The following is a 25,541-nucleotide window of genomic DNA, read 5'->3' as shown; positions in this document are numbered from 1 at the left end:
TTCTCGCTGAAACGTCGCTTTGAGCCTCTGAAATGCACTTTGGATGGGTCGACGGGGAAGCGGATTTCTCTGACAGAACTCAAAGAGGCTGCAGGAATGGTTCACCTGAGTCGATGAAAGACGGATGGCCGAGCCCAGCCATCAGGCGCGCAAGCAATGGAACGCATCCCGAAACGGGTAGCTAGGGCTGCGGCGCTGCCTCTCAGCGCGCAGTCTCAGCTGGCCAGAGGCAACATTTCTTCGCGATAGGGGATCGAGAAGGAAATGGTTGTGCCTTGTCCCGCTATGCTGTCGATCTGCATGCCATATTCCGTGCCATAGATCTGTTCCAGCCGATGGTGGGAATTGCGAAGCCCGATGCCATCATATTGAGACTCCATTGCCCGCCGTTCGAGCAGCGAGGACAAGAGATCCTCCGGGATGCCCGACCCGTCATCAAAGACCGTGACCTGCAACTCGCCATTTTTCTGGCAAATGGTCAAGCCGACGGTGCCCCCATCCTCGCGGGTCCGAAGGCCATGTTTGACGGCATTCTCCACCAAAGGCTGGATGATCAGCGAAGGGATCGGCCAGTCTTCGCACCCCGGCTCCACCTCGATCCTCGAGCGAATGCAATCGCCAAAGCGGGCCTGTTCGATCGCCAGATAGGAATTGACCTGCGCCAGCTCATCCGCCAGCCGGATGAAACCACGGCTGGAATCGAGATTCTTGCGCATATAGAGCGACAGATCGAGGATCAGTTCACGTGCCCGGTCCGGAGCCGTGCGGCAGAAGGAGGCGATGGTATTGAGGGAGTTGAACAGGAAGTGCGGGTTGATCTGGGCCTGCAAATGGCGAATTTCCGCATGGGCCAGCAAACGGTCCTTGACCTGAATATCTTCCAGTTCCAGCTGGATTGAAAACAGATCCGTCAACCCCTTAGCCACCTCGAACAGGATCTTGTTCATCTCATAGCTCGGCGAGCCATAGAATTTCAATGTCCCGACAATCGCACCACCCTTACGCAACGGTACGATGATGGCCGAGGTCAGGGGGCAACAATGGTGACTGCAGCCGATCAAGTCCTTGTCGCGGGTAAAAATCTGTTCGCCCGAGGCGATCACCTGTTTGGTGGCCCGTGTGACCAGCGGACGGCCGGGCAAATGGTGGTCGTCGCCTTCCCCGACATGGGCCAACACGGTTCTGGTGTCGGTAACGGACACGGCGGCCACCGGCAACCGGTCATGAATGACCTCGGCCATCGCCTGCGCACTATGAGCGTTTAATCCGGCCCGCAAATAGGCCACCGTGGTGTTGGTGATGTCAAAGATCTTCTGTGTCTGGTCCGAGGCCTTGCGCTCGCGAAAATCCTGAATGGAGTTGATCACATGGACGAACAACACGGCTCCCAGACTGTTGCCGATCAACATTGGCAACATGATCACACGGACCAGGGCAATCGCTTCTTCCAAAGGCTGGGACAGCACCAGCACCATGCCCATATGCATGCTTTCGCCAATCAGCGCCAAAACCAGAGCCACCTGCCAGCGCATGGCGCGGTCCTGCAGTTTGACCTGTACGGCTCCGGCCATCAGCCCTTCCAGAAGGGTGGCCATGGAACAGGCCAGCGCCGAAAAGCCCCACGGATCGATCAGGAAACGATGTCCCCCGGCAATCAGCCCGGCTCCCAGGCCGACAACAGGACCGCCAAACAGACCGCCTGTGATCACCGCCATGGCCCGCAAGTTGGCGATGGAATCAAAGATCGCATTGCCGCTATAGGTTCCCAGCACACCCAAAAAGCCGAAAAACAGGATCATGAAGAGCCGGTTCTTTAAGCCGCGGCGGTTGAAATTCATTTCCTGAACCGGTGATAGGCTCAACAGGACATAAGCCCCCGCAACCAGCAGGCCCACATGTTTGAGAAGGGTGGCAATCAGGGTCAGTATCGACATGCTATCGGCTTTCCGATGGGCGAGGGCAGGGCGGCTGTCCGGGCAGGCAGGCTTACAATCCAAGCCTTTGTTTGAATTCCTTGACACGGGAACGGCTGACGGTCAGCTTGCTGCGCGCCTTGTCGCCCATGACAAGGCTGTATTTTCCATTGAACCAGGGGCTGAATTCCACAACGGCTTCAAGATTGACAAGCGAAGAGCGGTGAGCGCGAAAGAACGTGCTGCCCGCCAGATGCTCTTCCATCCGGTCCATCGAAGCGATGCCATAAGCGGGAAAGATGTCGTCGCGAGTATGGGCCATGACACGGCTATCGTCATAGCTGCAAAACACAATGTCGCGTGGATCGATCAGTCGAATCCGTCCGTGTTTTTCGACTGAAATGCGATGAGTGGTCGGCAGGGGCGTATGGTCCGACCCCTGTATTTTGGTCAACAGGCTCTCTAGCTGCTTTTGCAGCGGGTTGATCTGCTGGCCCAGAAAAGCCCGCGCCCGTTCGATTGTGTGGGCCAGTCGCTCTTCCGAGACCGGCTTGAGGATGTAATCGACCGCGCTCGCCTCAAAGGCTTTGACCGCATAGCTGTCATAGGCGGTGACAAAGACGAACAGCGGCAGCGGGCAGTCGGCCATCTGCAGCGCACGGATGACCTCGAACCCATTTTGTCCTGGCATTTGGATGTCCAGAAAAACCAGATCCGGCTGTCGTTCGAGGCACAGGCTCACGGCCTTTGACGCCGAGGCCGCTTCGCCAATGATGGTGAGGTCCGGATAGCAGGACAGCAAATAGCCCAACTCGTCTCGAGCCGGAGCTTCGTCATCAACTATGAGGCATCTGATCGGCATGGTCTTGGATGGCAGGCACACTTGCCCGTCTGAAAAAGGGAACAGGAATGTTCCCTCCTATCACCATGCTTTCGGGGCTGCTTTAATCTAGCGCAATTTTGTCGTGTCTCAGCGTATTTGTCGGCAACAGCTTGTGCGAACCACGCAAAGACAGGCTCACGCTTGAGGCAAGGCGCAGCTTTCCGTCCGGGTCAGAAAGCGCTTGCCGGTGCCATTGTCGAGGCTGAACATGCCGCCATTGCCATCAACTGCATCAATGATCAATTGGCTGCTTCCCCAGCGTTCCCCCTGCTGGCGCTTGATATAGAAGGGCACGCCTTCCAGATCTCCCAGCAACACATCCTGCTCGCCGATCAGAAAGTCGTCTGTCTGGAAGCACATCGGTGCACTGCCATCGCAGCAGCCGCCGGATTGATGAAACAGCAGATTGTCGCCGTAGCGGGTCTTGATTTCCTGCAACAGGGTAAGGGCTGCGCTGGTCGCAGCTACTGTGGGCAAGTCTGTATGAGACATGTCGGACTCCGCGAGGAGAGGAAGAGAAAGGAAGGCCCGTCTGGCTGATTTTGCCAGACGGGTACGTCTTGGGAGACGCCTTCTTGATCAGAAGAAGCCCAGAGCGTCAGTGGAGTAGCTCACCAGCATATTCTTGGTTTGACGGTAATGCTCCAGCATCATCTTGTGGTTCTCGCGCCCCACACCTGACTGCTTGTAACCGCCAAAGGCCGCATGGGCCGGATAGGCGTGGTAGCAGTTGGTCCAGACGCGCCCGGCCTGAATTTCCCGCCCGAAGCGGAAGGCACGGTTGCCATTACGGGTCCAGACGCCAGCACCAAGGCCGAAGTCTGTGTCGTTGGCAATGGCGAGAGCCTCGTCATCATCCTTGAAGGTACAGACCGAAAGGACCGGTCCGAAAATCTCTTCCTGGAAGATGCGCATATTGTTGGAGCCTTTGAAGACGGTCGGATTGATATAATTGCCGCCTTCAAGACCCGGCAGATTGGCAATCGTGCCACCCAGCAGACATTCCGCCCCTTCGCCCTTGCCAAGGTCGAGATAGGAAGAGATTTTCTCTTTCTGCTCGCCGGAGGCCTGCGCACCGATCATCGTGTCCATCTGCAGCGGGTTGCCCTGCTTGACCTTTTTGACCCGCTCAAGCGCCCGGGCGATGAAATCGTCATAGATTGATTCTTGGATCAGCGCGCGCGACGGGCAGGTGCAGACCTCACCGGAATTGAGCGCGAACATCGAGAAGCCCTCAAGGCACTTATCGAAATAGGCGTCATCGGCTTCCATGATGTCTTCAAAGAAGATGTTTGGCGACTTGCCACCCAGTTCCAGCGTCACAGGGATCAGGTTTTGCGCCGCATATTGCATGATCAGGCGACCGGTCGTGGTCTCGCCGGTAAAGGCGATCTTGGCGATGCGATTGGATGAAGCCAGCGGCTTGCCCGCTTCCAAACCAAAGCCATTGACCACATTGAGGACGCCCGCTGGCAGCAGATCACCGACCAGCTCGAGGAACACCATGATCGAGGCCGGGGTCTGCTCGGCAGGTTTAAGCACCACGCAGTTGCCAGCCGCCAAGGCAGGAGCCAGCTTCCAGACCGCCATCAGCAGCGGGAAGTTCCATGGAATGATCTGGCCAACCACGCCCAGAGGCTCCGGAATGTGATAGGCATAGGTATTGTGGTCGATTTCCGAAATATGCCCTTCTTCGGCCCGGATGCAGCCTGCGAAATAGCGGAAATGGTCAATCGCCAGTGCCACGTCGGCGGCAATGGATTCGCGGATCGGCTTGCCATTGTCGATCGTTTCGGCCACGGCCAGCAAGTTGGTGTTGGCTTCCATCCGGTCGGCCATTTTGAGCAGCATGTTGGAGCGCTCGGTCGGCGAGGTTTTACCCCATGCCGGGAAGGCCGCATGGGCCGCATCGAGCGCGGCTTCAATATCGTCAGCATTTGAGCGGGCCACTTCGCAAATCACTTCCCCGGTGATCGGTGTGACATTCTCGAAATACTGACCGGACTTCGGCTCGACAAAGGTGCCGTTGACAAAGTTGCCATAGCGGGGCTTGAACGGCCATTCGATGTTCAGATGGGACGTATCGAGTGCCGCGCTGCGGGTCTGTGGTGTAATGACGTTCATGATTTTCCTCCCAGAAATGCTGCGTCATGTGGATTGTTTGATACAGCAAGAGAAGGAAGTTTCATGCCAACTGACTAAGTGATTGAAAGATCATGATTGCTGCAACCGCACACTGTGTCATGCATGGGACAGTTTGTTGCGTCGATTGTCTCGCAGATGGTGCAGACGGGACAGCCGAGCCGCGCGACCACGTCAAAAGGCCTTGGCAAATTTGGCGATACCCCCTCAGTCATGATACATTTTGACGCACCCGAAGCCGAACCAGAAAAAGGCGGCGCGGGCACAGGGGAGGACTTTGATGGCGCATCGCGATCTGCAACGCGTGGGGCATGGCTCACGCGATCACGAAATCTTATCTGCATCCTGGAGCCGTTGCCGCGAGGATTATGGCCTCGATCAAGGGTGCCAGCGCCGGGAGGCGGTGATCCGCCGCGAGCGCGTGCGCGATTCCATCGAATCCCTTGGCTCTCTGTTCACCGCCTGCCGCTCGCAGGTTCAGCATATCTTTCAGAATATCGTAGGCTCGGGCCACGCGGTCATTCTGACCGACCGGCATGGAACGATCATTGAATTTGCGGTTCAGTCGGCCCTTGATGACCTGTTCCGCCAGTCGGGCCTCAGACGCGGTGCGGACTGGAGCGAAGCCTGCGAAGGCACCAACGGCATTGGTACGGCCATCGCCGAGAAAAAGTCACTGACCGTCTATCGCGATCAGCATTTTCACTCCCGCCATGCAGGCCTGACTTGCATCGGCGCGCCGGTTTTTGATGTTGAGGGCGATGTGCTCGCGCTGTTTGATGTTTCCAGCATTGGCCGCAAGGATGACCCGGATCTGCTCGCTCATACCCGTGCGCTGTTGGAAATGTCTGCTCGACTGATGTCGCGCCGCAATTTTCAGGATCATTTTGCCGATCAATGGATCATGCGCTTCCATCATGATGCGGACCGCGTCGGCCTGCTCGAAGAGGGGCTGATCGCCCTTGATTACAATGGTCGCATTGTCGGGCTGGACGAGCAGGCAAAGCTGCATCTCTCGGTCTCCGACCGCAGCCAGCTGATTGGCCGCGACATTGGCGATCTGGTGACCATGGAGCGGGATCGGCTGGCCAGCCATCTGGCCAATGCCGGGCGCATGCCTGCCCAGATCGGCCTGCAAGATGCGTTTGCGCCAAGCGCGACCCATTTGCATGCCCGTTTGATCGAACCCAATCGGACAGAACGGCCGACAGCCATTGCCTTGAAAGGCGGTCATCCGCTGACACCGGGCTGGCAGGTGCCACAAAATCCCGTGCGATCCCAACGATCCAAACCGGCCCAGCGACACGTGTCACACGCGCCCAAACAAAGTGAACTGGCGCAACTGATCGGCGCAGACGCGCCGCTGCAGGCCTTGGCAGCAAAGGCACAGAAGCTGTTTGACAATGACATTCCGCTGCTGATCACCGGAGAGACCGGGGTTGGCAAGGACAGCTTCGCCCGTGCCCTTCATGCCTCCTCCAACCGGGCCGAGGCCCCCTTTGTGGCGGTCAATTGCGGTGCGCTGCCGGAAAATCTCATCGAAGGGGAGTTGTTCGGCTATAAGGCGGGTGCTTTCACCGGCGCCCAGAGCGCAGGTTTCAAGGGGCAGATTTTGGCGGCCAATGGCGGCACCTTGTTGCTCGATGAAATCGGCGACATGCCCCTGTCCGCCCAGACCCGCCTGTTGCAGGTGCTAGAGCAGCGCAAGGTGACGCCGCTTGGCTGCACCAAGGGGGTTGATCTTGATATTCGCCTGTTGGCTGCCACCCACCAGCCCCTTGAACGGCTTTGCGCCGAAGGGCGCTTCCGTGAGGATCTCTATTACCGGATTTGCGGCTTTTCTCTGCCACTGCCGTCTCTGAGGCATCGTTCTGACCTCGATCATATTGTCGCGCGTCTGCTGCCAAAGGCTCGTTTGGACGATGAGGCCTTCTTTTCCCGTCAGGCGCGACAGATGATCGAGGCCCATCACTGGCCGGGCAATATCCGCCAATTGAAGCATGCGCTGAAAACCGCTTCCATTCTGGCCGATGGTGGACCGATCACCCCGGATCATCTTGGCATGCTCCATGGGCCTTCAATGGGCAAGGGCGAGCCTGCTCAGCCTGACAGCAACCAGCAATGGCAACCGTGTGACGCGACGGCTGGCACTGGCCTGCGCGCGCATCTTGATGTGTCGGATAGAGAAAAACGACTGATCGAGGCAGCTTTGTTCCAAACCCGCTGGAATATTTCGCGCTGCGCCTCAGATCTGGGCATTTCCCGCAATACCCTTTATCGCAAGATGAAGCTGCATGGCATCAAGAAGGCAGGGTGAAGAAATCCCGACTCTCGCGCCTCAGACAACGTTGAAAATGCCGACAAAGAAGCTGATCGTGCCAAGCAGCACGAAGACGTGCCAGATCGCATAGCGATAGGGCATCGACTTGCGGGCATAGAAGGGAATGCCGGAGAGATAAAAGCCTGCGCCAACAAAAATAGTGATGGCCGTGACCAGTGGCAACTCGGTGAAATTGAACACCAAGCCGACAAAGCCGATCGCCCCGAGGCCGACATAGGACAGAGTGGACCAGCGGCTCTTGACATGGCTGCCAAAAATCTTCCAGAGCATCGCCAGCAGCGTCACGGTCCAGATGATGCCGGCAAAGATGAAGACAAAGGTCGGGTCAAGGTCGCTCAGCACTGCCGTGATGGTTGCCGCGATCAGACCATAGATGGCCGCATGATCGATCCGCCGCAACGACAGGCGAACGTTATGCCACGGCCCGAAATGATAAATGGCCGAGGCCAGCGCTGATCCAAGCAAACAGACCATATAGAGAATGCTGAAAACGGTTTTCTGCAGCCCGATGCCATCGGATATCCGCATAGAGACGAGTCCGCACATGACCCCCACCGCCAAAAGCGTCGCGCCATGCACGAAGGCATCGGCTGTTCGGTGATTGATATGCATGCTTGGATACATCTTTTCTCCTGCTCAAAAGTGCCACAGTCCCGTGGGGCTAGATGGTCAGTGATATTTATCCACTGCCGATTACAATGTCGACCGGCTGTCATTACCCCATTGAAGGTTGACGCAGCCAGTAAGCCGTTCGCCCCACACACATGAGCATCAAGTCTACACCAAATCCCCAAGTCCTGAGAAGATGGTGACGTGGCGTTAATTGGTAACATTCTTACGCGCAAGAAGGAAAGTATCTGGAATATCTCGATATTTTCAGTGTTAAACAAGAGAATAGGCCACCGAAAATTGCCTAGTCAGTCCTTGGATGCGCCGGCACCTCACCCGGAAATTGCCTCGGAATAGTCCTGATCGTGTCACAGACATGGATTAATGTGCTGCTAGAATTCTCGACAAAAGGCTGAGTCAAGTATCATGAATATCGACTTTAGTGGTCAAAGCAAACGATTGCGCAATCGTTTGCTTCGTGATACTTTTTTGCCATGACTGCAAACGAGGGAGGAACTTCGTGCGTAAAGCGGTTCTTTTGAATTCCGACATCACCCGTGTTGTGTCCGAGATGGGGCATGGCAATGCCCTTTGCATCGGCGATGCTGGCTTGCCTGTTCCCGATGGTGTTGAGCGCATTGATTTGGCCGTCAGTCGCGGCTTGCCATCCTTTATGGATACCTTGTCAGCGGTGACGGCTGAACTCTTTGTTGAGCGGGTTCTGATTGCGACCGAACTGGTCAACCAACAGCCAGACTTTCACAAGCAGGTGGTTGAGTGGATCGAAAAGCTGGCTCTGACCCAAGGCAACCAGATCGAAATCCAGACGGTTGCGCATGAAAGCTTCAAGGTTGAAACCGAAACGGCGCGTGCCGTGGTTCGCACCGGCGAATGCACCCCCTACGCCAACATCATTCTCTATTCCGGTGTTTCATTCTGATCTGTGCCAACAGATCTTTTTGAAACCAGAAGAAGACAGGAGGTCCGGCTATGTCTGCATTGCTGGAACTGCGTCAGGTCAGCAAGTCTTTCTCGACAGTACAGGTGCTCAAGGATGTCGACTTTCGCGTCGATGCCGGACGCGTTGTGGCACTGGCCGGGGAAAATGGTGCTGGGAAGTCAACCCTGATGAAGATCATCACCGGCATTTACAGTCGGGACAGTGGCACCATGCATTACAAGGGCGAAGAGGTGCGATTCACCACCGCCCGTCAGGCGATTGATGCCGGGATCGCGATGATCCATCAGGAATTGAACCTGCTGCCCGAACTGAGTGTAGGTGAGAATATTTTCCTAGGTCGCGAGCCGACCGACGCCAGCGGCCGCATCCTCTGGGGCGCGATTGAAAAGGAAAGCCGCCACTGGCTGACCCACCTGAAGCAACAGATTGATCCCAACGCCAAATTGGGCACGCTTTCCATTGCCCAGCAGCAAATGGTCGAGATTGCCCGCGCTCTGACGATGAATGCAGAAGTCATCATCATGGATGAGCCGACCGACGCACTGACCGATGTTGAAACCCAAATTCTGTTCGATGTGGTCGATCAATTGCGCGCACAGGGCAAGGGGATGGTCTTCATCTCCCACCGTCTGGGTGAAATCTTCCAGATGTGTGACGATGTTGCTGTTTTGCGCGACGGCTCGATGGTCCATCAGGGTCCGGTTTCTGAGATCGACGAAGCCGATCTGATCCGCCACATGGTGGGGCGTGACCTGTCTGATCAATATCCTTACGTCAAGGCCGAGCCAAAGGCCACGGCGCTCGAGGTGCGTGGCCTCAAGGCCAAGGGCATCAAAGAGGTCTCCTTCACTGCGCAAGCTGGGGAAGTTGTCGGCTTTGCCGGGCTGGTCGGAGCAGGGCGTACCGAATTGGCCAAAGCCATCTATGGAGCCAATCCGGCCAAGGCAGGTGAGATCCTGATTGACGGCGAGGTCTGTCATATCAACACCCCGCTTGAAGGGGTCAAGGCTGGCATCGGCTATGTCACGGAAGATCGCAAGCTCGAAGGCCTCATCCAGATGCATGGCCTGAGACAAAATATGGCCCTGACGGGTCTGCGCCTCTTCTCCAACAAGATGGGCATGCTCGACAAAAAGGCCGAACGGGCCAAGGTCGGCGAATATATCAATGCCTTCTCGATCAAGACCCACGGGGTGGATGCCATCGTCTCGCAATTGTCCGGCGGCAACCAGCAAAAGGTCTCGATTGCCAAGTCGCTGGTTCCACGGCCGCGCATTCTCATTCTGGATGAGCCGACGCGCGGCGTCGATGTCGGGGCCAAGCGTGAAATCTACACTCTGATCAACAAACTCAAGGCGGAAGGCCTCTGCATCCTGCTGATGTCCTCCGACATGCCCGAACTTCTCGGTATCTCCGACCGCATCCTTGTCTTGTCTGCTGGCAAGATGACCGGTGCCTTTGACCGGGAGGATGCCGATCAGGAAAGCATCATGCACTGCATTGTTGCTGGCTTGAAGGATTAAGGGGAAGGAACCGTTCGATGACCATGAAGAGCTTCGCTACAAACAACATTCCGCTGATTGGCCTGCTGGTCCTGATGGGGCTTGTTTCCCTGATCAGCCCGTCTTTCCTGTCCGTTGACAACCTGCTCAACATCCTGCGTCAGACCTCGGTCAATGCGGTGATTGCGGCGGGCATGACCTTCGTTATCCTGACCGCCGGCATCGATCTGTCGGTCGGCTCGGTGCTGGCCCTGACCGGTGCCATTTGCGCCGCCATGATCGGGCTTGATACCCCGCTTTTCGTGGCGCTGGCAGTCACCATTGTGGTGGGTGCGGTGATGGGCGCAGCTCAGGGCTCGATTGTCAGCTTCTTTGGCGTGCAGCCTTTCATTGCCACCCTTGTCGGCATGACCATGTTTCGCGGTGCGACACTGGTTTTCACTGCAGGGCGCCCCATTTCGACCGGCGACTTCGATGTCGCTGAAAGCTTCTACCAGATCGGCGGCGGCTATGTGGCTGGTATCCCGATCCCGGTCATTCTGGCCTTCGTCGTCTTTGCCGGTTGCTGGTACATGCTCAACCACACCTGCTTTGGCCGCTATGTCTATGCCATCGGTGGCAATGAACAGGTTGCCAAGCTTGCCGGTGTCAATGTCACACGGGTCAAAATCACCGTCTACGCGCTGTCCGGTGCACTGGCAGCCCTTGCCGGGATTGTTCTAACCGCCCGCCTTGAAAGCGCCCAACCTACCGCCGGTCTTGCCTATGAGCTCGATGCCATTGCCGCCGTTGTGCTTGGTGGCACCTCATTGGCCGGTGGCAAGGGACGCATCACCGGAACCCTTATCGGTGCCCTCATCATTGGCACCCTCAACAACGCCCTCAATATTCTGGACGTGTCGTCCTACTACCAGATGATCGCCAAGGGAGGCGTCATACTTCTCGCCGTCATGCTCGACCAACGCGGGAAGAATGCGTAACTGCACTCGAAGTAACCTAGGGAGAGAACCTATGAAAAAACTGCTTGGTATGGCACTCGCCACCACCATGATGCTTGGCACCTCGGTGTCCGCTATGGCTCAGGACAGCCTCGCGCTTGTCGTCTCGACGCTGAACAACCCGTTCTTCGTCACCCTGAAGGAAGGCGCAGAAGCCAAGGCAAGCGAGCTGGGCTATAAACTGCTGGTGCTCGACAGCCAGAATGATCCTGCCAAGGAACTGGCCAATGTCGAAGATGTGCTGAACAAAAACATCAAACTGATGATGATCAACCCGACCGATTCCGACGCTGTGCGTTCTGCCATCAAGGCAGCCAACCGCAAGGATATTCCGGTTGTCACCCTCGACCGTGGTGCCAGCTCTGGCAAGGTTGTCTCGCATATCGCATCCGACAACGTGCAGGGCGGCGAAATGGCTGGCCAGTTGATCATCGACACCCTGAAAGGCAAAGGCAAGGTTGTTGAATTGCAAGGCGTTCCCGGTACGTCTGCTGCCCGTGACCGTGGTGAAGGCTTCAACAAAGCCATCAAAACCGCGACCGGCATCGAAGTGGTTGCCTCTCAGGCCGCTGACTTTGACCGCACCAAAGGCCTCAACGTGATGGAAAACATCCTGCAGGCCCAGCCGGAAATCAACGCCGTCTTCGCCCATAATGACGAAATGGCTCTGGGCGCGATCAAGGCAATCGAAGCGGCCAAACGCGACATCATCGTCGTTGGCTTTGATGGCACCGATGACGCCGTGAAATCGGTCAATGATGGCGAAATGCTGGCCACCGTTGCCCAGCAGGCTGGCATGATCGGTTCGATGGGCGTCGAAGTTGCCGACAAGATCCTCAAAGGCGAAAGCGTGCCGGAATACACCCCTGTTGCACTGCAAGTCATTACCAAGTAAGGGATTAAGGGCGGAACGTTCCGTCAACTGAACCCGGACCCGGCGCATGCGTGCCGGGTCCCTCTCCGAGCCAGACGAATGACAGACATCACTCTGATTGCTCGGGAGACCAGAGGCTTGGCATCTCTGACCTGCCCTGACAAAGGAGCTGTCGGAAGCCGCCAGAATAGGTAGCCGATACCCATGATCAGCATCAAGGATGTGGCACAGGAAGCAGGTGTCTCGGTCACCACCGTGTCCCATGTGGTCAACTCGACCCGTTTCGTAGCCCCCGCGACAAAAGAAAAGGTCGAAAAGGCCATAGAGCATCTTGGCTATCAGCCAAGCTCTCTGGCCCGTGCGCTGAAGGTCAAATCCACCAAGACCATCGGCATGCTGGTTTCCTCCTCCACCAACCCCTTCTTTGCCGAAGTGGTGCAGGGGGTCGAGGAAGGCTGCTACCAGAAGCATTACAGCCTCATCCTGTGCAATTCTGGCGACGACCACGAGCGCCATTTGTCCTATCTCCAGACATTGCTGCAAAAGCGCATTGATGCGTTGGTCGTGATGACCACATCCAGCGATGCCATTTTTAATGAAAAGCTCGCGAGTCTGAAAAAGTTACCGAAGATCCTGCTCGATTTCGAACTGAGCGTTGATGGCTGCGCCATTGCTGACGATTCCATCCTCGGTGGCAGGCTGGCAACCAATCATCTGCTCGAACAGGGCCTGTCCGAGATTGGCTGCCTCATCGGTCCGGTTGAGCACCCCCGCAGTCGTGATCGCTATCGCGGTTTCATCGAGGCGATGCAAGCCAGCGACCATGCCATCCGCTCCGACTGGGTGGTGTCCGATGAGCTGAGCGCCCCCGGCGGTTACCGTGCCATGCAAAAGGTGCTGGAAGCAGCGGAGCGCCCCCAAGCGGTCTTTGCCTGCAACGACATGATGGCCATCGGGGCCTATCGTGCCATTCAGGAAAAGGGTCTGAAGGTAGGTGAAGACATCTCGATCATCGGTTACGATGATCTCGAGTTGGCCGCCTATCTCACCCCATCTCTGACCACGGTGCATCAGCCAAGCTTCGAGCTGGGTCTGAAAGCCGCCGACATTCTGATCGACCATCTCGAAAACAAAGCCGATATGCCCAAACTGCTCCAGTTCGAACCCTCGCTGGTGGTGCGGGAATCGGTCTCTCCCCCGCGCCCCATCCGTGAGACGTAATTCCAAGAGGTACTTCCATGTCCATTGCAGTTTTTGGCAGCATTAATATCGACCTGACCACCTATGCCAAGCGGTTGCCGGCACCGGGCGAAACCCTGCATGGGGACACCTATGGCCTCGGCCTTGGGGGGAAGGGATGCAATCAGGCGGTCGCTTGCGTCAAGCTGGGAGCACAGACGGCCATGATTGGCCGCATCGGCCCGGACATGTTCGGCGAAACAGCCCTGAAAGCCCTGAACGAACTGAATGTACCGACCGATCATATCTATTCCGACCCGGACAACAAGACCGGTATCGCGGTGATTGGCGTCGATGAAAAGGCGGAAAACTGCATCACGGTGATTGGCGGTGCCAACATGGCGATTGATGAGAGCGATGTCGTGCGCTCCCAAGCCGTCTTCAAGGCCTCCGACATTCTGCTGCTGCAGCTGGAAATCCCGATGCAGGCGGGCCTCAAAGCTGCCGCCTTGGTGCGTGAAGCTGGGGGACGGGTGATTTTTGACCCCGCGCCCGCACCCGCTGAAGGGTTGGCCGATGCGGTGCTGTCGCAAATCGATATCATCACCCCGAATGAAACCGAAACCGGCCTGTTGACCGGCCTGCGTCCATCCAACCGCGCCGAGGCAGCCGAAGCTGCCACCCGATTGCGGGCCCGCGGTGTTCCGGTCGCCATCATCAAACTCGGAGCGCACGGGGTCTATTTCCAGTCCGCAACCGAGGAAGGCTTCGTTGAGCCTTTCAAGGTTGAGGCCATTGACACGGTGGCCGCTGGTGACTGCTTCAATGGTGGTCTTGCCTATGCTCTGGCCGATGGTCAGAGCCTGTCTGACGCGGTGCGGTTTGCGGCTGCCTGCGGTGCGCTTTCGACCACCAAGCGCGGGGCGTCGAGTGCTGCGCCGACGCTTGCCGAAGTCACTGCGATGCTCAATGCATAATCGACTGTAGGACTGATCGTTTTTTGACCGACCCGTCAGCCCCGATCGACCTGTCTTCGACTTTGGTCGCCATCGGGGCTTGCTATTGGTCAGCACTCATGAAAGGGTGCCGCCGGTAAAATCCAGGCGAATGAAGGGCACGGGAATGAGCAGATTTGAAGCGGTTATTTTCGATTTTGACGGCGTGATCGTCGACAGTGAAACAATCTCCCTGGACGAGTTGCAACGCTCAATGGCGATGTTTGGTATCGAGAAGAGCTGGAACGAACTGGTCGAGGGGTTTCTGGGCCATTCCAATGCCTCAACCCGCGCCTATATCGAGAAAACCGCTGGCAGGGATGCCGGAGACGAATTCCCGAATTTGTGGAATGAGCGTATCCTTGCGCGCTTCACAACAGATCTTGCCCTGATGCCCGGCACTCTGTCCCTGTTCGATCATCTCGAGGCAGAAGGCATCCGCTACTGCATCGCCACGGGCAGCAGTGAAGGCCGTCTTCAGCATGCACTGGATGTGGTCGGCATCGGCCATCGCTTCGAAGATCGCCTATACAGTACCGATCGTGTGGCCAATGGCAAACCGGCCCCCGACATCTTTCTCCATGCTCTTGAAGCCTTGGGCGCAGATCCAGCGCGTACGGCGGTGATCGAGGATGGCATTGCTGGCACCATCGGCGCACGGGCTGCCGGTATCGAGGCGGTCTTCGGCTTTGTCGGCGGCACCCATCTCAGGGAGTGCGTCGACTGGCAGGCGGGCAAATTGAGCGAAGCTGGCGCCCTTCAGGTCACCAAAGACCTGTCGGACTTTGAGGCCATCTTGCGAGCATAGCGTCCATCAACGGCCATTTCCTGCGATCTTGCCACAAGTTTGCTGTTTATAAAGCGACAACAGCCCTGTGCCCTTTCCGGTTTGACATTGTCTTGATGGGGGGAAACCATTAGGGCTTGGGCACTTTGTCCGGATGACACGAAACAGATAGGTGACCTCATGATGCCAAGCTCCTTCCCAAATCGCGAACTGATCGCCGAATTGACCGCGAAGATGCTCCTTGAGATCCAGGCGGTGCATTTTCGTGCCGATGAGCCCTTCATGCTGACATCCGGTCTGGCCAGCCCGGTTTATATCGACTGCCGCAAACTGATTTCCTATCCGCGCATCCGCAACACGCTGATGGATTTTGCCTCTTCAGTCATCCTGCAGGATATCGGCTTTGAGCAGATTGACTCGATCACTGGCGGCGAAACCGCAGGCATCCCCTTCGCTGCATGGATCGCCGACAAACTCGACCTGCCGATGCATTATGTCCGCAAGAAGCCGAAAGGCTTTGGCCGTGACGCCCAGATCGAAGGCAGCAGCATCGACGGCAAGCGCGTCTTGCTGGTCGAAGATCTGACCACCGATGGCGGCAGCAAGATCAAATTCTGCGAAGCCATCCGCAAGGCCGGTGGTGATATCAATCATACGATCGTGCTCTTCTATTATGACATCTTCCCTGAAGTGCATGACAATCTCGCCGAGATCGACATCAAGCTGCATTATCTGGCCACTTGGCGCGATGTGCTGGCGGTCTCGCGCAAGCATGGCTATTTCGATGACGAAACCCACGCGCAGGTCGAGGCCTTCCTCAATGATCCATTGGCTTGGTCCGGTGCCAATGGCGGCGTGACCGAAATCTCCAAAGCCGAGAAAGAATAGCGACTTTTCAGCACCGACGATCCATCAAAGAACCCGCGCCGGGCACGGCTGCGGGTTTTTTGTTGGCATCTGCAAACAGGCTCTTTTCGCTGACTTTTCGTCCGCCCCCGATTGGAGCTATCTTCTATGCATCACAAGACAAGCAGCAAGGAAGCCTCAGCATGGATATGCAGCATCTGGAACAATGGATCGGCAAATCGGAAAGCCTGACGGAGCGGATCGCGCCTTTCCCGTCCAATGCGCTAGCCGCCACATTGAACCGCGATGACGCGCCTTATATCGACGGCACCGAGCTGCCGCATCTCTGGCACTGGCTGCATTTCCTGCCTTTGTTCAAGCTGTCAGATGCTGGCTATGACGGGCATGCCGCCTTGGGGGGCTTTTTGCCGCCGGTGCCTTTGCCGCGCCGCATGTGGGCGGCCAGCCGCTTTTCTTTCCACGCGCCGATGCGCATCGGCCAGACCTTGCGCAAGGTCTCGACCGTCAAATCCGTCAAAGGCAAGGAAGGCCGATCTGGCAAGCTGGTTTTCGTCACGGTCGTCCATCAGATTTTCGACGGTGAGACCCTCTGCGTCGATGAGGATCACGATATCGTCTATCGCGAAATGCCAAAGGCTGACGCGCCTGTCGTCGCCCCGAAGCAAGCGCCCGTGACGTCGGATTTCAGCAGGGATGTCACGCCTGACCCTGTGCTGCTGTTCCGCTATTCAGCTCTGACCTTCAACGGCCATCGGATCCATTATGATCAACCTTTCTGCACCGGCTCGGAAGGGTATGAAGGTTTGATTGTCCACGGTCCCTTGCTCGCCACGATGCTCATGGATTTGCTGCGCCGCAACGCACCGAACGCCGAAATTGAACGCTTTGAATTCCGCGCCTTGGCCACCGTGTTCGATATCCATGATTTCACGCTTCACGGTCAAATGAGCGCCGATGGCAAGACGTGCGATTTATGGGTGCGGCGTCACGATGGGGCCACGGCTATGAAGGCCACGGCGCAGCTGCGATAGGTGCGGGTTTCTTAAGGCTGCCTTGCGCTGGTCGCCTTCTCACCCCCGTCGTCGGCCTCTGGTTCGGCCAGCTGATCGGCCATCAAAATGGTCTGTGGCGTCCGGGTGCGCATGGGAGCGATTGGAATGAAGCGGCTCTTTTCATCGCCGGGTGCTGCCTTGCGCTGGGTCAGACGCCAGATCGCATAGAGCAAAATGAGTGTGTGGGACACCAGCGTCACGATGAACAGGCCCTGTTCGTTCCAGGCGCTCATCAATGCACCGGCAATCAGCGGCCCGACAATCGAACCAACTCCGATCATCAGAAGCAAGCCGCCACTGGTCTGAAGACTGTCTTCGGGCGCCGCATGGTCATTGGCATGGGCGACCAACACCGGATAGAAAGTGAAAATTGCCGCCCCGAACACCGCCGCATGGATCACCGCCGACCATGTATCCTTGGGCGCATTGTTAAGAAAGAAGCCGTCAGAAATGATCGCCACGATGGCGATACCAATCACCACATAGCGGCGATCCATTTTGTCCGAGATGTAGCCCACCGGGATCTGGGTTGCGGCCCCTGCCAAGATCGAGGCACTGACAAACAGAGCGATACCCGCCAGATCAAGACCGATATCACGGCCATAAACCGCAGCCAGCGTGCCAAAGGTGCCGTTCGATACGCCGGTCAGGAAGACGGCCACCACCGCAATCGGCGAGTTGCGCCACAATTTGGCGACATCCAGCGTCACCCGTGCCAGAGGAGCAGGGGCTGGCGAGCGGGTCAGTGCCGTTGGTAGCAAAGCGACCACATAGAAAATCGCCGAAATGGTGAAAAGATGCACCCCTTCGGCAGGCACAACGGCAATCACCATTTGCCCCACCGTGGTGGCAAACAGGTTGACCATCGTATAGGTGCCGAAAATCACCCCGCGAACCGAGCTTGAAGAGCGTTCGGTCAACCAACTTTCCACAATCATTGCCGCGCCCGCAAAGGCAAAACCAGCCAATGCCCTGAGCACCACCCAGGCAATGGGTACCATGAGCATGGAAGTCAAGAGGATCGATATGCAGGCACAAGCTGCCATCACGCTATAGGCCCGAATATGGCCCGAGCGTGTCACGATCCGCGGCACATAAAGACAGCCTGACACATAGCCAACCGCCCAACCGGTTCCCAGCAAACCAAGCCAGAAGCTCGAAAAACCTTCGATGCCGCCGCGAACGGGCAACAGGACGCCGGTCAGACCGCCCGCAAAGAATAGAAAGGCAGATCCCAGCAAAAGCGAGGCAATGGATAAAAGGCTGCGGGGCAAGGTAGAACTCTCTTGAGTCAGTATGGTGGGCAGTTGTGATTGCAACAAAAAGGTTGAGGCCAGTCAACCATTGATGCCAATGGCGCTGCACTTACCCCTGTGTGCATCAAGCGTCAACAGCCACATGATGGCACCGCGAAATGGCCTTGTATTGGTCACATTTCGCGATTCATCCCCTTTGGGTGCCTGAATGGGCGATGGCAGCCCGATACACTGACACCCAGGGCGGCGGCAAGGGAGTGCCGCCCTGAGTGTCAGCAGGATGGATGTGATTTCGTCAGATTCCGCTGCGTTCGAGCAGGGAAATCCAGTTGCCATGGGCGATCTTTTCGATCAAAGCCTCGCCAAAGCCATGGCTGCGCATGGCATCGATAAGCTTGGGATTGCCTGCCGATGAACCAATGGCCTCTGGTACCGTGCAGCCATCAAAGTCCGACCCCAGCGCCACGCCGTCTTCACCGAGCTTGGCGAGCAGATAATCAAGATGGGTCAGCATCCGCTCAATCGGCGTATGGGCATTTTTCTGGTCGCCATCTTCGCGCAGGAAGCCGACCGCATAATTGAGGCCCACCACGCCCTTGCTTTCAGCAATCGCATCGAGTTGCTTGTCGGTCAGGTTGCGTGGGGTGTGGCTCAATGCGTGCACATTGGAATGGGTCGCCACCAGTGGTGCGCTGGATAGTTTCTGGATGTCCCAGAATCCTGCTTCATTGAGGTGGGACAGATCGAGCATGATGCCCATCTGATTGCAGCGACGCACAAGCTCGCGCCCCTTGTCAGTCAGGCCCGGCCCCTGATCTGGCGAACCGGGGAAATCAAACGGCACCCCGGTGGCAAAGATGTTGGCCCGGCTCCAGACCGGTCCGATGGAGCGCAGGCCTGCGCCGTAAAGCACCTCAAGCGCGTGAAAATCGGGATCGATGGCCTCCGCCCCTTCAATATGCAGCAACATGGCAATCACCCCGTCGCTCATCGCCTTGCGGATGTCTGCGGCCGAGCGACAGATCCGAACCGAGCCGCCGGATTCCTTCTCCAGCCGGAAGGCTGAGGATGCCAGATGCATGGTATAGTCAAGGGCATAGGTCTGCTCGACCGGGGCCAGCATCTCATGCAGCTCCAGCGCCTGATCTCCTTCCTTGACCGGCGGGACGAACATCGCAAAGAACCCGCCCGCAAAAGCACCGGCGCCCGCTTTGTGCCAATCGATATGCAGGCTCTCGTCGCCATCCATGAAGGAGATCGGCGCTCCCTTGCGTTCGGCTTCGGTCAGTTGCAGCAGGGTGTCATTATGTCCGTCAAAGACCGGGATCAATCTGTCTGCCATCGCTTATGTCCTTATCGTTGCTTGGGGGCAAAACGCACCCGTTCGTGGCCTGCAGATTGTCTTTGCAGGCCCCGCTTCGTCATTTTCAGGCGGGCAACCCGACAATCGGGCCATCAGATACTGCACGCCGGGGATCGGGAAAGCTCCCCGACATTGCCCGTTTTGGCGACAATGCCGGGGAGGGGGAAGTCTGCCTGTGGTCAGGCAAATTCCTTGAAATTTTCAAGCGCCGCACGGTCGTAGCCGTGCGAGGCGGTCCAGAGCTGGCGGGTATAGTCGTGGGAGACATCGCCGCTGCGCAGCTGATCTTCGGATATTTCCTCGATGATCTCGCCCCTGTTCATCACCGCAATCTTGCTGCACAGATGCCCAACCACCGCCAGATCATGGCTGACCATGATATAGGTGAGGCCATGGGTCTTGCGCAGCGTCGACAACAGGTTGAGAATTTCAGCCTGCACCGACACATCGAGCGCACTGGTCGGCTCATCCAGCAGGATCACTTCCGGCTCCAGAATGAGCGCCCGGGCAATGGCCACACGCTGCCGCTGACCGCCGGACAATTGGTGCGGATAGCGGAAGCGGAATTCCGGCCCCAGCCCCACCTCATTGAGGATCTTGACGATCCGGGTGTCGTGATTGTCGAGCTTGTGAATGACCAACGGTTCGAGCAGGGTGTCATTCACGGTTCGGCGTGGATGCAGCGAGCCATAAGGGTCCTGGAATACCATCTGCATATGCTTGCGCGAGGCAAGAGAGCGCTTGGCTGTCAGCTCGTGCCCATCGATGCGGATGGAGCCGGTCCAGTGGGTATAAATGCCCACCATCGCCCGCAAAACAGTCGACTTGCCCGAGCCGGACTCGCCGACAAGGCCGTAGCTGTCCCCTTCGGCGACATCAAGAGTGACGCCTTTGAGAGCCTGAATTTCATTCTTGCCCGAACCAAAGGAAATATTGAGATCACGAATGGAGATCATCATGCGTTGGACCCTCCGCCCAGGTCTTCGGTCATCCAGTTTGGATCGCGCTGCAGCACGGGCAGTTCCTCATGCTGGCCATCCATCTGAGGCAAACAGCTCAGCAGGCCCTTGGTGTAGGGATGCTGGGCCTGATCGAGATGCTTGGCATCGAGGATTTCCATGATCCGGCCGCCATACATCACCAGCACCCGGTCACAGAAGCTGGAGACCAGATGCAAATCATGGCTGATCAGAACCAACCCCATGCCGCGCTCGCGCACCATGTCGTCGAGCAAGGCCAGCACCTGCATCTGCACCGTCACATCCAGTGCCGAGGTCGGTTCGTCGGCAATCATCACTTCCGGATCTGTGATCAGCATCATGGCGATCATGATCCGCTGTCCCATGCCGCCGGAGACCTGATGCGGATAGAGGTTATAGACCTTTTCCGGCTCGCGGATTCGCACCGCCTCCAGCATGGCCAGCGCCCGCTTCTTGGCTTCGGCCTTGGAGATTTTCTCATGCTCGCGGCAGGATTCGGCGATTTGCGCCCCAACCGTCATCACCGGATTGAGCGAATATTTCGGATCCTGCATGATCATCGAAATGCGCGAGCCGCGAATGGCGCGCATGCTTTTCTCGCTGGCCTGCATCAGATCGATGCCGTCAAACATCATCTCGCTGGCCTCGATTGACCCATTGCCTGCCGTCAGGCGCAACAGGGCACGGCCGGTCTGGGACTTGCCCGAGCCACTTTCCCCGACGATGCCAAGCCGTTCGCGCTTGAGGTCAAAGCTGACGCCGCGCACCGCATGAACCGGGCCCTTGGGGGTGGTGAAGCGCACATGCAGGTCCTTGACCGAAATCAGTGTCTCATCGCTTCGGTCCGTATCCTGCGGCGGTGTAGGGACTGCTTTCTTCATTGTTCCATCCATGATCAATGGCCTCCCGAACTGCGTGGATCGAGCACGTCACGCAGGCCGTCGCCAAGCAGGTTGAAGCCAAGGGAGACCACCAGAATGGCAATGCCGGGAATGGTTGGTACCCACCACTGGTCGAGCAGAAAGTCGCGCCCCGTAGCAATCATCGCCCCCCATTCCGCCAGCGGCGGCTGAGCACCCAGCCCCAGAAAACCGAGGCCGGCAGCGGTCAGAATGATGCCCGCCATATCGAGTGTCAGGCGCACGATGGTCGAGCTGAGACACATTGGCATGATATGGGAAAAGAGAATGCGGATCTTCGAGGCACCCATGATCTCTGCGGCCATGATATATTCGCTCGAACGCACGGTCAGCGTCTCGGCCCGTGCCAGACGGGCATAGGGCGACCATGTGGTCAAAGCGATGGCCAACACGGCATTTTCCAGCCCCGGCCCCAGCACGGCCACAAAGGCCAGCGCCAGAATGAGGCGTGGGAAGGCAAGGAAAATATCGGTGATGCGCATGAGCACCTTGTCGACAATGCCTCCGAGCAGGCCCGCCGCGGTGCCAATGATCAGGCCGATTGGCATGACAATGATCGAGACAAGGAAAATGATATAAAGGGTGACGCGCGAGCCCCAGACGATGCGGTCAAACACATCGCGGCCCAACTCGTCGGTGCCAAACCAATGGGCGGCGCTGGCGGGCTGCAAACGGTTGGCGAGCTCCTGTTCATTGCCATCGGTGCCTGCAATCAGCGGCGCGAACAAAGCCACAAGGCAAAGGAAGCCAACGATGAACAGGCCGAGCATGGCAATCGGGTTGGTCTTGAAGCTGAGCCAGCCAATATAGGCGCGCTGGCAGCGAGCCTGAAAGGCGGTATCCGGGAAATCGGCGAGCAGCCAGGCACGCAATCCGGTATTTGGTTTGATGGCGCTATCAGTCATTATTTCGCCCTCGGATCAACGATGCGATACAGCATGTCGGAAATCATGTTGATGCCCACAAAGGACACACCAACCACCAGCGTGCCGCCAATCACCGCATTCATGTCGGCATTGAACAGGGAACTGGTGATATATTGCCCGATCCCCGGCCATGCAAAGACTGTCTCGGTCAGCACCGAGCCTTCGAGCAGGCTGGCATAGGTCAGGCCGATGATTGTGATCAACTGGACAAGGACGTTGCGGAAAGCGTGATGCCAGATCACGGCCCCTTCCTTGAGGCCCTTCACCCGGGCGGTCAGCACATATTCCTGATTGAGCTGGTCAAGCATGAAAGAGCGGGTCATGCGGGCAATATAGGCCAACGAATAGATAGCCAGCATCGAGGCGGGCAGGATGATATGGGAGACGGCATTCTGGAACACTTCCCACTCACCAGCAATTGCGGAATCGATCAAAATGATGCCGGTCACCGGATCGACAATGCCGTCATAGAAGAAGTCGATCCGCCCCGGACCTGCCACCCAGTCAAGCTTGGCATAGAAGATCAACAGCGAGACCATGCCGAGCCAGAAGACCGGGATCGAATGACCCAGAAGGCCGATGATGCGGACAATATGGTCAACTATCGTGCCGTGCCGCACTGCGGCCATGACACCAGCAGGGACACCGATGATGATGCCGACCAAGGTGGCCAGCGTCGCCAGCTCCAACGTTGCCGGAAAGAAGCGTTTGATATCCTCGAGCACCGGCCGGGTGGTCATCACCGAATTGCCAAAATCCCCTTGCAGCATATTGGTGACAAAGATCACATATTGCTCCCAGATCGGCTTGTCGAGGCCGAGCTGGATATACATCGCTTCATAGACTTCCTTGGAAGCCCGGTCACCGACAATGGCCACCACCGGGTCATTGGGCATGATCCGGCCAATGATGAAGGTGACGGCAGTCAGGCCGATGAAAGTAAGAATGAGCATGGCGAGGCCGCTGCCGATCTTCTTCAAGGTGCGAAGAAGCGGCGCAAAATCTGGCCCGCTGCCCTGTGACTCGGTCGTCTGTGAGATGGAATTGTCTGTCATTCAGGAAATCCCGCAAATATCCCGTAAAGGACGCGCCATGTCGGTCAGCTGTCCCGCGCTTGAAGGGGGCTGATCTTGTTGGGGGCGCGCTGTCTGGTTTGACACAGTCCGGGCCCCAATCCGCCGCGATTGGCTGTGCCCGAACTGCAAGCATGAGGGGATGCGGTTGCATCACCCCTACCATTTTGGAAACCAAAAAGAAAAACGCCCCTCAACAATAGGGAGAGGGGCGCATCAGCTTACTTGGTGACCGTCCAGTAGTAGGCCTGGTCAGAGGTCACGCCATTGACGAAGCCGTCGACGTTGGAACGCTGGCCGAAGGTGCCGATGGCCTGGAACATAATGGTGAATGGCGAATCTTCGCGCACCATTTTCTGCAGCTTGGCGTAGAGTTCTTCACGCTTGGCCGGATCGGACGCAGCCGCAGCTTCATTGGTCAACTCGGTCAGGCCTTTTGCATCCCAGGCGTTGCGCCAGGTCAGCTTGCCGGTCAGCTTGGCTTCGAAGCGATTGTCCGGGTTGTGGGCAAAGGCATCAGCGTTGGAATGCGGATCAGAATAGTCAGGACCCCAGCGGGCAATGATCAGCTCATGTTTGCGGGCGCGATATTTTGGCCACAGGGTCTTGCCGTCGGACAGGATAATCTCGGACTCGATGCCGATTTTGCCAAGAGCGGCCTGAACATTCTGCGCCACTTCCTTGAAAGGTGACTTGTTCAGGGTGTCGATCGTGATCTTGGTGCCTTCTTCCACGCCAGCTTCCGCGAGCAGGGCCTTGGCTTTGTCCAGATCGTAGCTGTAAGGGGCTTCGGTCGCCGCTGCCCACATGCCCGATGGCCAGAAATTCTGGTGGATCTTGTATTGGCCATCCAGAATCGAGCCAACCATGCCTTTATAATCGACGACATAATGCAGGGCATCGCGGACCTTTGGCTTGGACAGGATCGGATGTTCCATGTTGGTCGCGATATACATCAGATAGCCCTTCGGATAGGACTTTGCGGCCACATCCGCATTGCCTTCCAGCCCTTTGAGCTGATCCGAGGTCAGTTCCATTGCTGCATCCACATCGCCTTTTTCCAGCAGCAGACGCTGTGCAGAAGGCTCGGCCACGTGACGGATCACGACACGCTTCATTGGTGGCTCGCCATAGCGGAACTTGTCAAACGCTTCGAGCATGACCAGCTCGTTGGCCTTCCAGCTTTTCAGCTTGTAAGCGCCAGAGCCTGCGGAATGGTCTTTCAGCCATGCATAGCCCATATCACCATCAACCGCATGGGCTTCCACTTCCTTCATGTCGACGATCGAAGCGACGGAAGAAGAGAGCAGGTTCAGCACCAGCGCAGGAGACATGTCTGCCAGCACATTGATTTCAACGGTGGTGTCGTCGATTGCCTTGACGGCTTCATCAACGTTCTCCGCGGTCCAGCCGATCTGTTTGATGATGAAAGCCGGGGTCTTGTCGAGCTTGACCGCGCGGCCCAGCGAATAGGCAACGTCAGCAGCCGTAACCGGATTGCCGGAATGGAAGGTCAGGCCTGACTTCAGCTTGACGGTGATTTTCTTGCCGTCTTCGGAAAACTCATAGGAGTCCGCGATGCCGCCAACCAGCTTGGTCAGATCGCCCGGTTCGAAGAAGAACAGACGCTCATAAATGTTGGCGATGATACGACCGCCGGTAAACTCGAAGCTTTCTGCCGGATCAAGCGTGATGGCATCGGCGGTGTTGCGCGCAATCACAAAGGTGTCTTTGGGCGTCTCGGCTGAGGCCGGAGCCATCGGAATGGCGACGGATGCAGCCAGCGCAGCTGCCATGGACAGGCCTTTAAACGTCAATGGAAAATTCACGTTCAATCTCCCTCTAGGATAATCTGATCTCAATTCGCAAACCGTGGGCGATCTGCGATGGAAGAATGCCGCCCCCGCTTCATTGACCGAG

The 25,541-nt window shown here is 57.2% G+C and carries 22 protein-coding genes; 10 read left to right on the top strand and 12 right to left on the bottom strand.

Going from position 1 to position 25,541, the window contains the following annotated elements; all coding sequences use genetic code 11:
• Positions 1-215: 215 nt before the first annotated feature.
• The 4 genes from DSD30_RS01310 to adh all read right to left on the bottom strand — a co-directional run bounded on the left by DSD30_RS01310 (position 216) and on the right by adh (position 4,920).
• Positions 216-1,934: a LytS/YhcK type 5TM receptor domain-containing protein gene (locus DSD30_RS01310; RefSeq protein WP_114007799.1), complete on the bottom strand. Its 1,719-nt coding sequence runs from the start codon at positions 1,932-1,934 to the stop codon at positions 216-218.
• 52 nt (positions 1,935-1,986) lie between these two features.
• Entirely contained in the window at positions 1,987-2,796 is an 810-nt protein-coding gene (locus DSD30_RS01305) for a LytR/AlgR family response regulator transcription factor (protein ID WP_198662767.1), read from the bottom strand.
• 135 nt (positions 2,797-2,931) lie between these two features.
• Positions 2,932-3,288 (bottom strand): DUF779 domain-containing protein, encoded by a 357-nt coding sequence (locus tag DSD30_RS01300; protein WP_114007798.1) that lies wholly within the window; start codon positions 3,286-3,288, stop codon positions 2,932-2,934.
• A gap of 87 nt (positions 3,289-3,375) precedes the next feature.
• A complete protein-coding gene (gene adh / locus DSD30_RS01295) occupies positions 3,376-4,920 on the bottom strand; it encodes an aldehyde dehydrogenase (protein WP_114007797.1) in 1,545 nt (514 codons plus the stop codon).
• A 298-nt stretch (positions 4,921-5,218) separates the two neighbouring features.
• On the opposite strand from adh, the gene DSD30_RS01290 reads away from it, so the two are divergent.
• Positions 5,219-7,255, top strand: a complete 2,037-nt coding sequence (locus DSD30_RS01290; protein ID WP_114007796.1) for a sigma-54-dependent Fis family transcriptional regulator — start codon at positions 5,219-5,221, stop codon at positions 7,253-7,255.
• Positions 7,256-7,276: 21 nt separating this feature from the next.
• On the opposite strand, the gene trhA is transcribed toward DSD30_RS01290, so the two are convergent.
• Positions 7,277-7,903, bottom strand: a complete 627-nt coding sequence (gene trhA, locus DSD30_RS01285) for a PAQR family membrane homeostasis protein TrhA (RefSeq protein ID WP_114007795.1) — start codon at positions 7,901-7,903, stop codon at positions 7,277-7,279.
• A 505-nt stretch (positions 7,904-8,408) separates the two neighbouring features.
• Here trhA and rbsD point away from each other — a divergent pair.
• The 9 genes from rbsD to DSD30_RS01240 all read left to right on the top strand — a co-directional run bounded on the left by rbsD (position 8,409) and on the right by DSD30_RS01240 (position 17,082).
• Positions 8,409-8,828 (top strand): D-ribose pyranase, encoded by a 420-nt coding sequence (gene rbsD / locus DSD30_RS01280; RefSeq protein ID WP_114007794.1) that lies wholly within the window; start codon positions 8,409-8,411, stop codon positions 8,826-8,828.
• A gap of 50 nt (positions 8,829-8,878) precedes the next feature.
• A complete protein-coding gene (locus DSD30_RS01275; RefSeq protein ID WP_114007793.1) occupies positions 8,879-10,372 on the top strand; it encodes a sugar ABC transporter ATP-binding protein in 1,494 nt (497 codons plus the stop codon).
• A 17-nt stretch (positions 10,373-10,389) separates the two neighbouring features.
• Complete coding sequence (gene rbsC, locus DSD30_RS01270; protein WP_114007792.1) at positions 10,390-11,331, top strand: ribose ABC transporter permease; 942 nt, start codon at positions 10,390-10,392, stop codon at positions 11,329-11,331.
• 31 nt (positions 11,332-11,362) lie between these two features.
• Positions 11,363-12,244 (top strand): ribose ABC transporter substrate-binding protein RbsB, encoded by an 882-nt coding sequence (gene rbsB, locus DSD30_RS01265; protein ID WP_114007791.1) that lies wholly within the window; start codon positions 11,363-11,365, stop codon positions 12,242-12,244.
• Positions 12,245-12,427: 183 nt separating this feature from the next.
• Entirely contained in the window at positions 12,428-13,444 is a 1,017-nt protein-coding gene (locus DSD30_RS01260; RefSeq protein ID WP_114007790.1) for a LacI family DNA-binding transcriptional regulator, read from the top strand.
• A 17-nt stretch (positions 13,445-13,461) separates the two neighbouring features.
• Positions 13,462-14,379 (top strand): ribokinase, encoded by a 918-nt coding sequence (rbsK, locus tag DSD30_RS01255; protein ID WP_114007789.1) that lies wholly within the window; start codon positions 13,462-13,464, stop codon positions 14,377-14,379.
• A 145-nt stretch (positions 14,380-14,524) separates the two neighbouring features.
• Entirely contained in the window at positions 14,525-15,205 is a 681-nt protein-coding gene (locus DSD30_RS01250) for an HAD family hydrolase (RefSeq protein ID WP_157967507.1), read from the top strand.
• 159 nt (positions 15,206-15,364) lie between these two features.
• Positions 15,365-16,072, top strand: coding sequence for an orotate phosphoribosyltransferase (locus DSD30_RS01245; protein ID WP_114007787.1), 708 nt, complete (start codon positions 15,365-15,367; stop codon positions 16,070-16,072).
• A gap of 161 nt (positions 16,073-16,233) precedes the next feature.
• Entirely contained in the window at positions 16,234-17,082 is an 849-nt protein-coding gene (locus DSD30_RS01240) for an HTD2 family dehydratase (protein WP_114007786.1), read from the top strand.
• A gap of 11 nt (positions 17,083-17,093) precedes the next feature.
• Here DSD30_RS01240 and DSD30_RS01235 read toward each other — a convergent pair whose 3' ends face one another.
• The 7 genes from DSD30_RS01235 to DSD30_RS01205 form a co-directional block, all read right to left on the bottom strand.
• On the bottom strand, positions 17,094-18,377 hold the full coding sequence (locus DSD30_RS01235; RefSeq protein ID WP_114007785.1) for an MFS transporter: 1,284 nt from the start codon (positions 18,375-18,377) through the stop codon (positions 17,094-17,096).
• Between the two features lie 277 nt (positions 18,378-18,654).
• Positions 18,655-19,701 (bottom strand): dipeptidase, encoded by a 1,047-nt coding sequence (locus DSD30_RS01230; RefSeq protein WP_114007784.1) that lies wholly within the window; start codon positions 19,699-19,701, stop codon positions 18,655-18,657.
• Between the two features lie 200 nt (positions 19,702-19,901).
• On the bottom strand, positions 19,902-20,681 hold the full coding sequence (locus DSD30_RS01225; RefSeq protein WP_114007783.1) for an ABC transporter ATP-binding protein: 780 nt from the start codon (positions 20,679-20,681) through the stop codon (positions 19,902-19,904).
• Positions 20,678-21,583 (bottom strand): ABC transporter ATP-binding protein, encoded by a 906-nt coding sequence (locus DSD30_RS01220; protein ID WP_114008556.1) that lies wholly within the window; start codon positions 21,581-21,583, stop codon positions 20,678-20,680. Before DSD30_RS01220 ends, DSD30_RS01225 begins: the two co-directional genes overlap by 4 nt.
• 14 nt (positions 21,584-21,597) lie before the next feature.
• Positions 21,598-22,527: an ABC transporter permease gene (locus DSD30_RS01215; protein ID WP_114007782.1), complete on the bottom strand. Its 930-nt coding sequence runs from the start codon at positions 22,525-22,527 to the stop codon at positions 21,598-21,600.
• On the bottom strand, positions 22,527-23,603 hold the full coding sequence (locus DSD30_RS01210; protein WP_114007781.1) for an ABC transporter permease: 1,077 nt from the start codon (positions 23,601-23,603) through the stop codon (positions 22,527-22,529). The genes DSD30_RS01215 and DSD30_RS01210 overlap by 1 nt, the downstream gene beginning before the upstream one ends.
• Positions 23,604-23,842: 239 nt before the next feature.
• Positions 23,843-25,450 carry an ABC transporter substrate-binding protein gene (locus DSD30_RS01205; RefSeq protein ID WP_157967506.1) on the bottom strand — a complete coding sequence of 536 codons (1,608 nt, stop codon included), beginning with the start codon at positions 25,448-25,450 and terminating at the stop codon, positions 23,843-23,845.
• Positions 25,451-25,541 lie beyond the last annotated feature (91 nt).

The sequence above is a fragment of the Cohaesibacter intestini genome, from assembly GCF_003324485.1.
Taxonomy (GTDB): Bacteria; Pseudomonadota; Alphaproteobacteria; order Rhizobiales; family Cohaesibacteraceae; genus Cohaesibacter; species Cohaesibacter intestini.
Note: the sequence above shows the minus strand (reverse complement) of the source record. Positions and strands in the feature narration are given on the sequence as shown.

Excerpts from the sequence above, each read along its gene's own strand:
- DSD30_RS01310 (WP_114007799.1), bottom strand. The coding sequence starts at position 1,934 with ATGTCGATACTGACCCTGATTGCCACCCTTCTCAAACATGTGGGCCTG.
- DSD30_RS01300 (WP_114007798.1), bottom strand. The coding sequence starts at position 3,288 with ATGTCTCATACAGACTTGCCCACAGTAGCTGCGACCAGCGCAGCCCTT.
- adh (WP_114007797.1), bottom strand. The coding sequence starts at position 4,920 with ATGAACGTCATTACACCACAGACCCGCAGCGCGGCACTCGATACGTCC.
- DSD30_RS01290 (WP_114007796.1), top strand. The coding sequence starts at position 5,219 with ATGGCGCATCGCGATCTGCAACGCGTGGGGCATGGCTCACGCGATCAC.
- trhA (WP_114007795.1), bottom strand. The coding sequence starts at position 7,903 with ATGTATCCAAGCATGCATATCAATCACCGAACAGCCGATGCCTTCGTG.
- DSD30_RS01275 (WP_114007793.1), top strand. The coding sequence starts at position 8,879 with ATGTCTGCATTGCTGGAACTGCGTCAGGTCAGCAAGTCTTTCTCGACA.
- rbsC (WP_114007792.1), top strand. The coding sequence starts at position 10,390 with ATGACCATGAAGAGCTTCGCTACAAACAACATTCCGCTGATTGGCCTG.
- rbsB (WP_114007791.1), top strand. The coding sequence starts at position 11,363 with ATGAAAAAACTGCTTGGTATGGCACTCGCCACCACCATGATGCTTGGC.
- DSD30_RS01260 (WP_114007790.1), top strand. The coding sequence starts at position 12,428 with ATGATCAGCATCAAGGATGTGGCACAGGAAGCAGGTGTCTCGGTCACC.
- rbsK (WP_114007789.1), top strand. The coding sequence starts at position 13,462 with ATGTCCATTGCAGTTTTTGGCAGCATTAATATCGACCTGACCACCTAT.
- DSD30_RS01250 (WP_157967507.1), top strand. The coding sequence starts at position 14,525 with ATGAGCAGATTTGAAGCGGTTATTTTCGATTTTGACGGCGTGATCGTC.
- DSD30_RS01245 (WP_114007787.1), top strand. The coding sequence starts at position 15,365 with ATGATGCCAAGCTCCTTCCCAAATCGCGAACTGATCGCCGAATTGACC.
- DSD30_RS01240 (WP_114007786.1), top strand. The coding sequence starts at position 16,234 with ATGGATATGCAGCATCTGGAACAATGGATCGGCAAATCGGAAAGCCTG.
- DSD30_RS01230 (WP_114007784.1), bottom strand. The coding sequence starts at position 19,701 with ATGGCAGACAGATTGATCCCGGTCTTTGACGGACATAATGACACCCTG.
- DSD30_RS01225 (WP_114007783.1), bottom strand. The coding sequence starts at position 20,681 with ATGATGATCTCCATTCGTGATCTCAATATTTCCTTTGGTTCGGGCAAG.
- DSD30_RS01220 (WP_114008556.1), bottom strand. The coding sequence starts at position 21,583 with ATGAAGAAAGCAGTCCCTACACCGCCGCAGGATACGGACCGAAGCGAT.
- DSD30_RS01215 (WP_114007782.1), bottom strand. The coding sequence starts at position 22,527 with ATGACTGATAGCGCCATCAAACCAAATACCGGATTGCGTGCCTGGCTG.
- DSD30_RS01210 (WP_114007781.1), bottom strand. The coding sequence starts at position 23,603 with ATGACAGACAATTCCATCTCACAGACGACCGAGTCACAGGGCAGCGGG.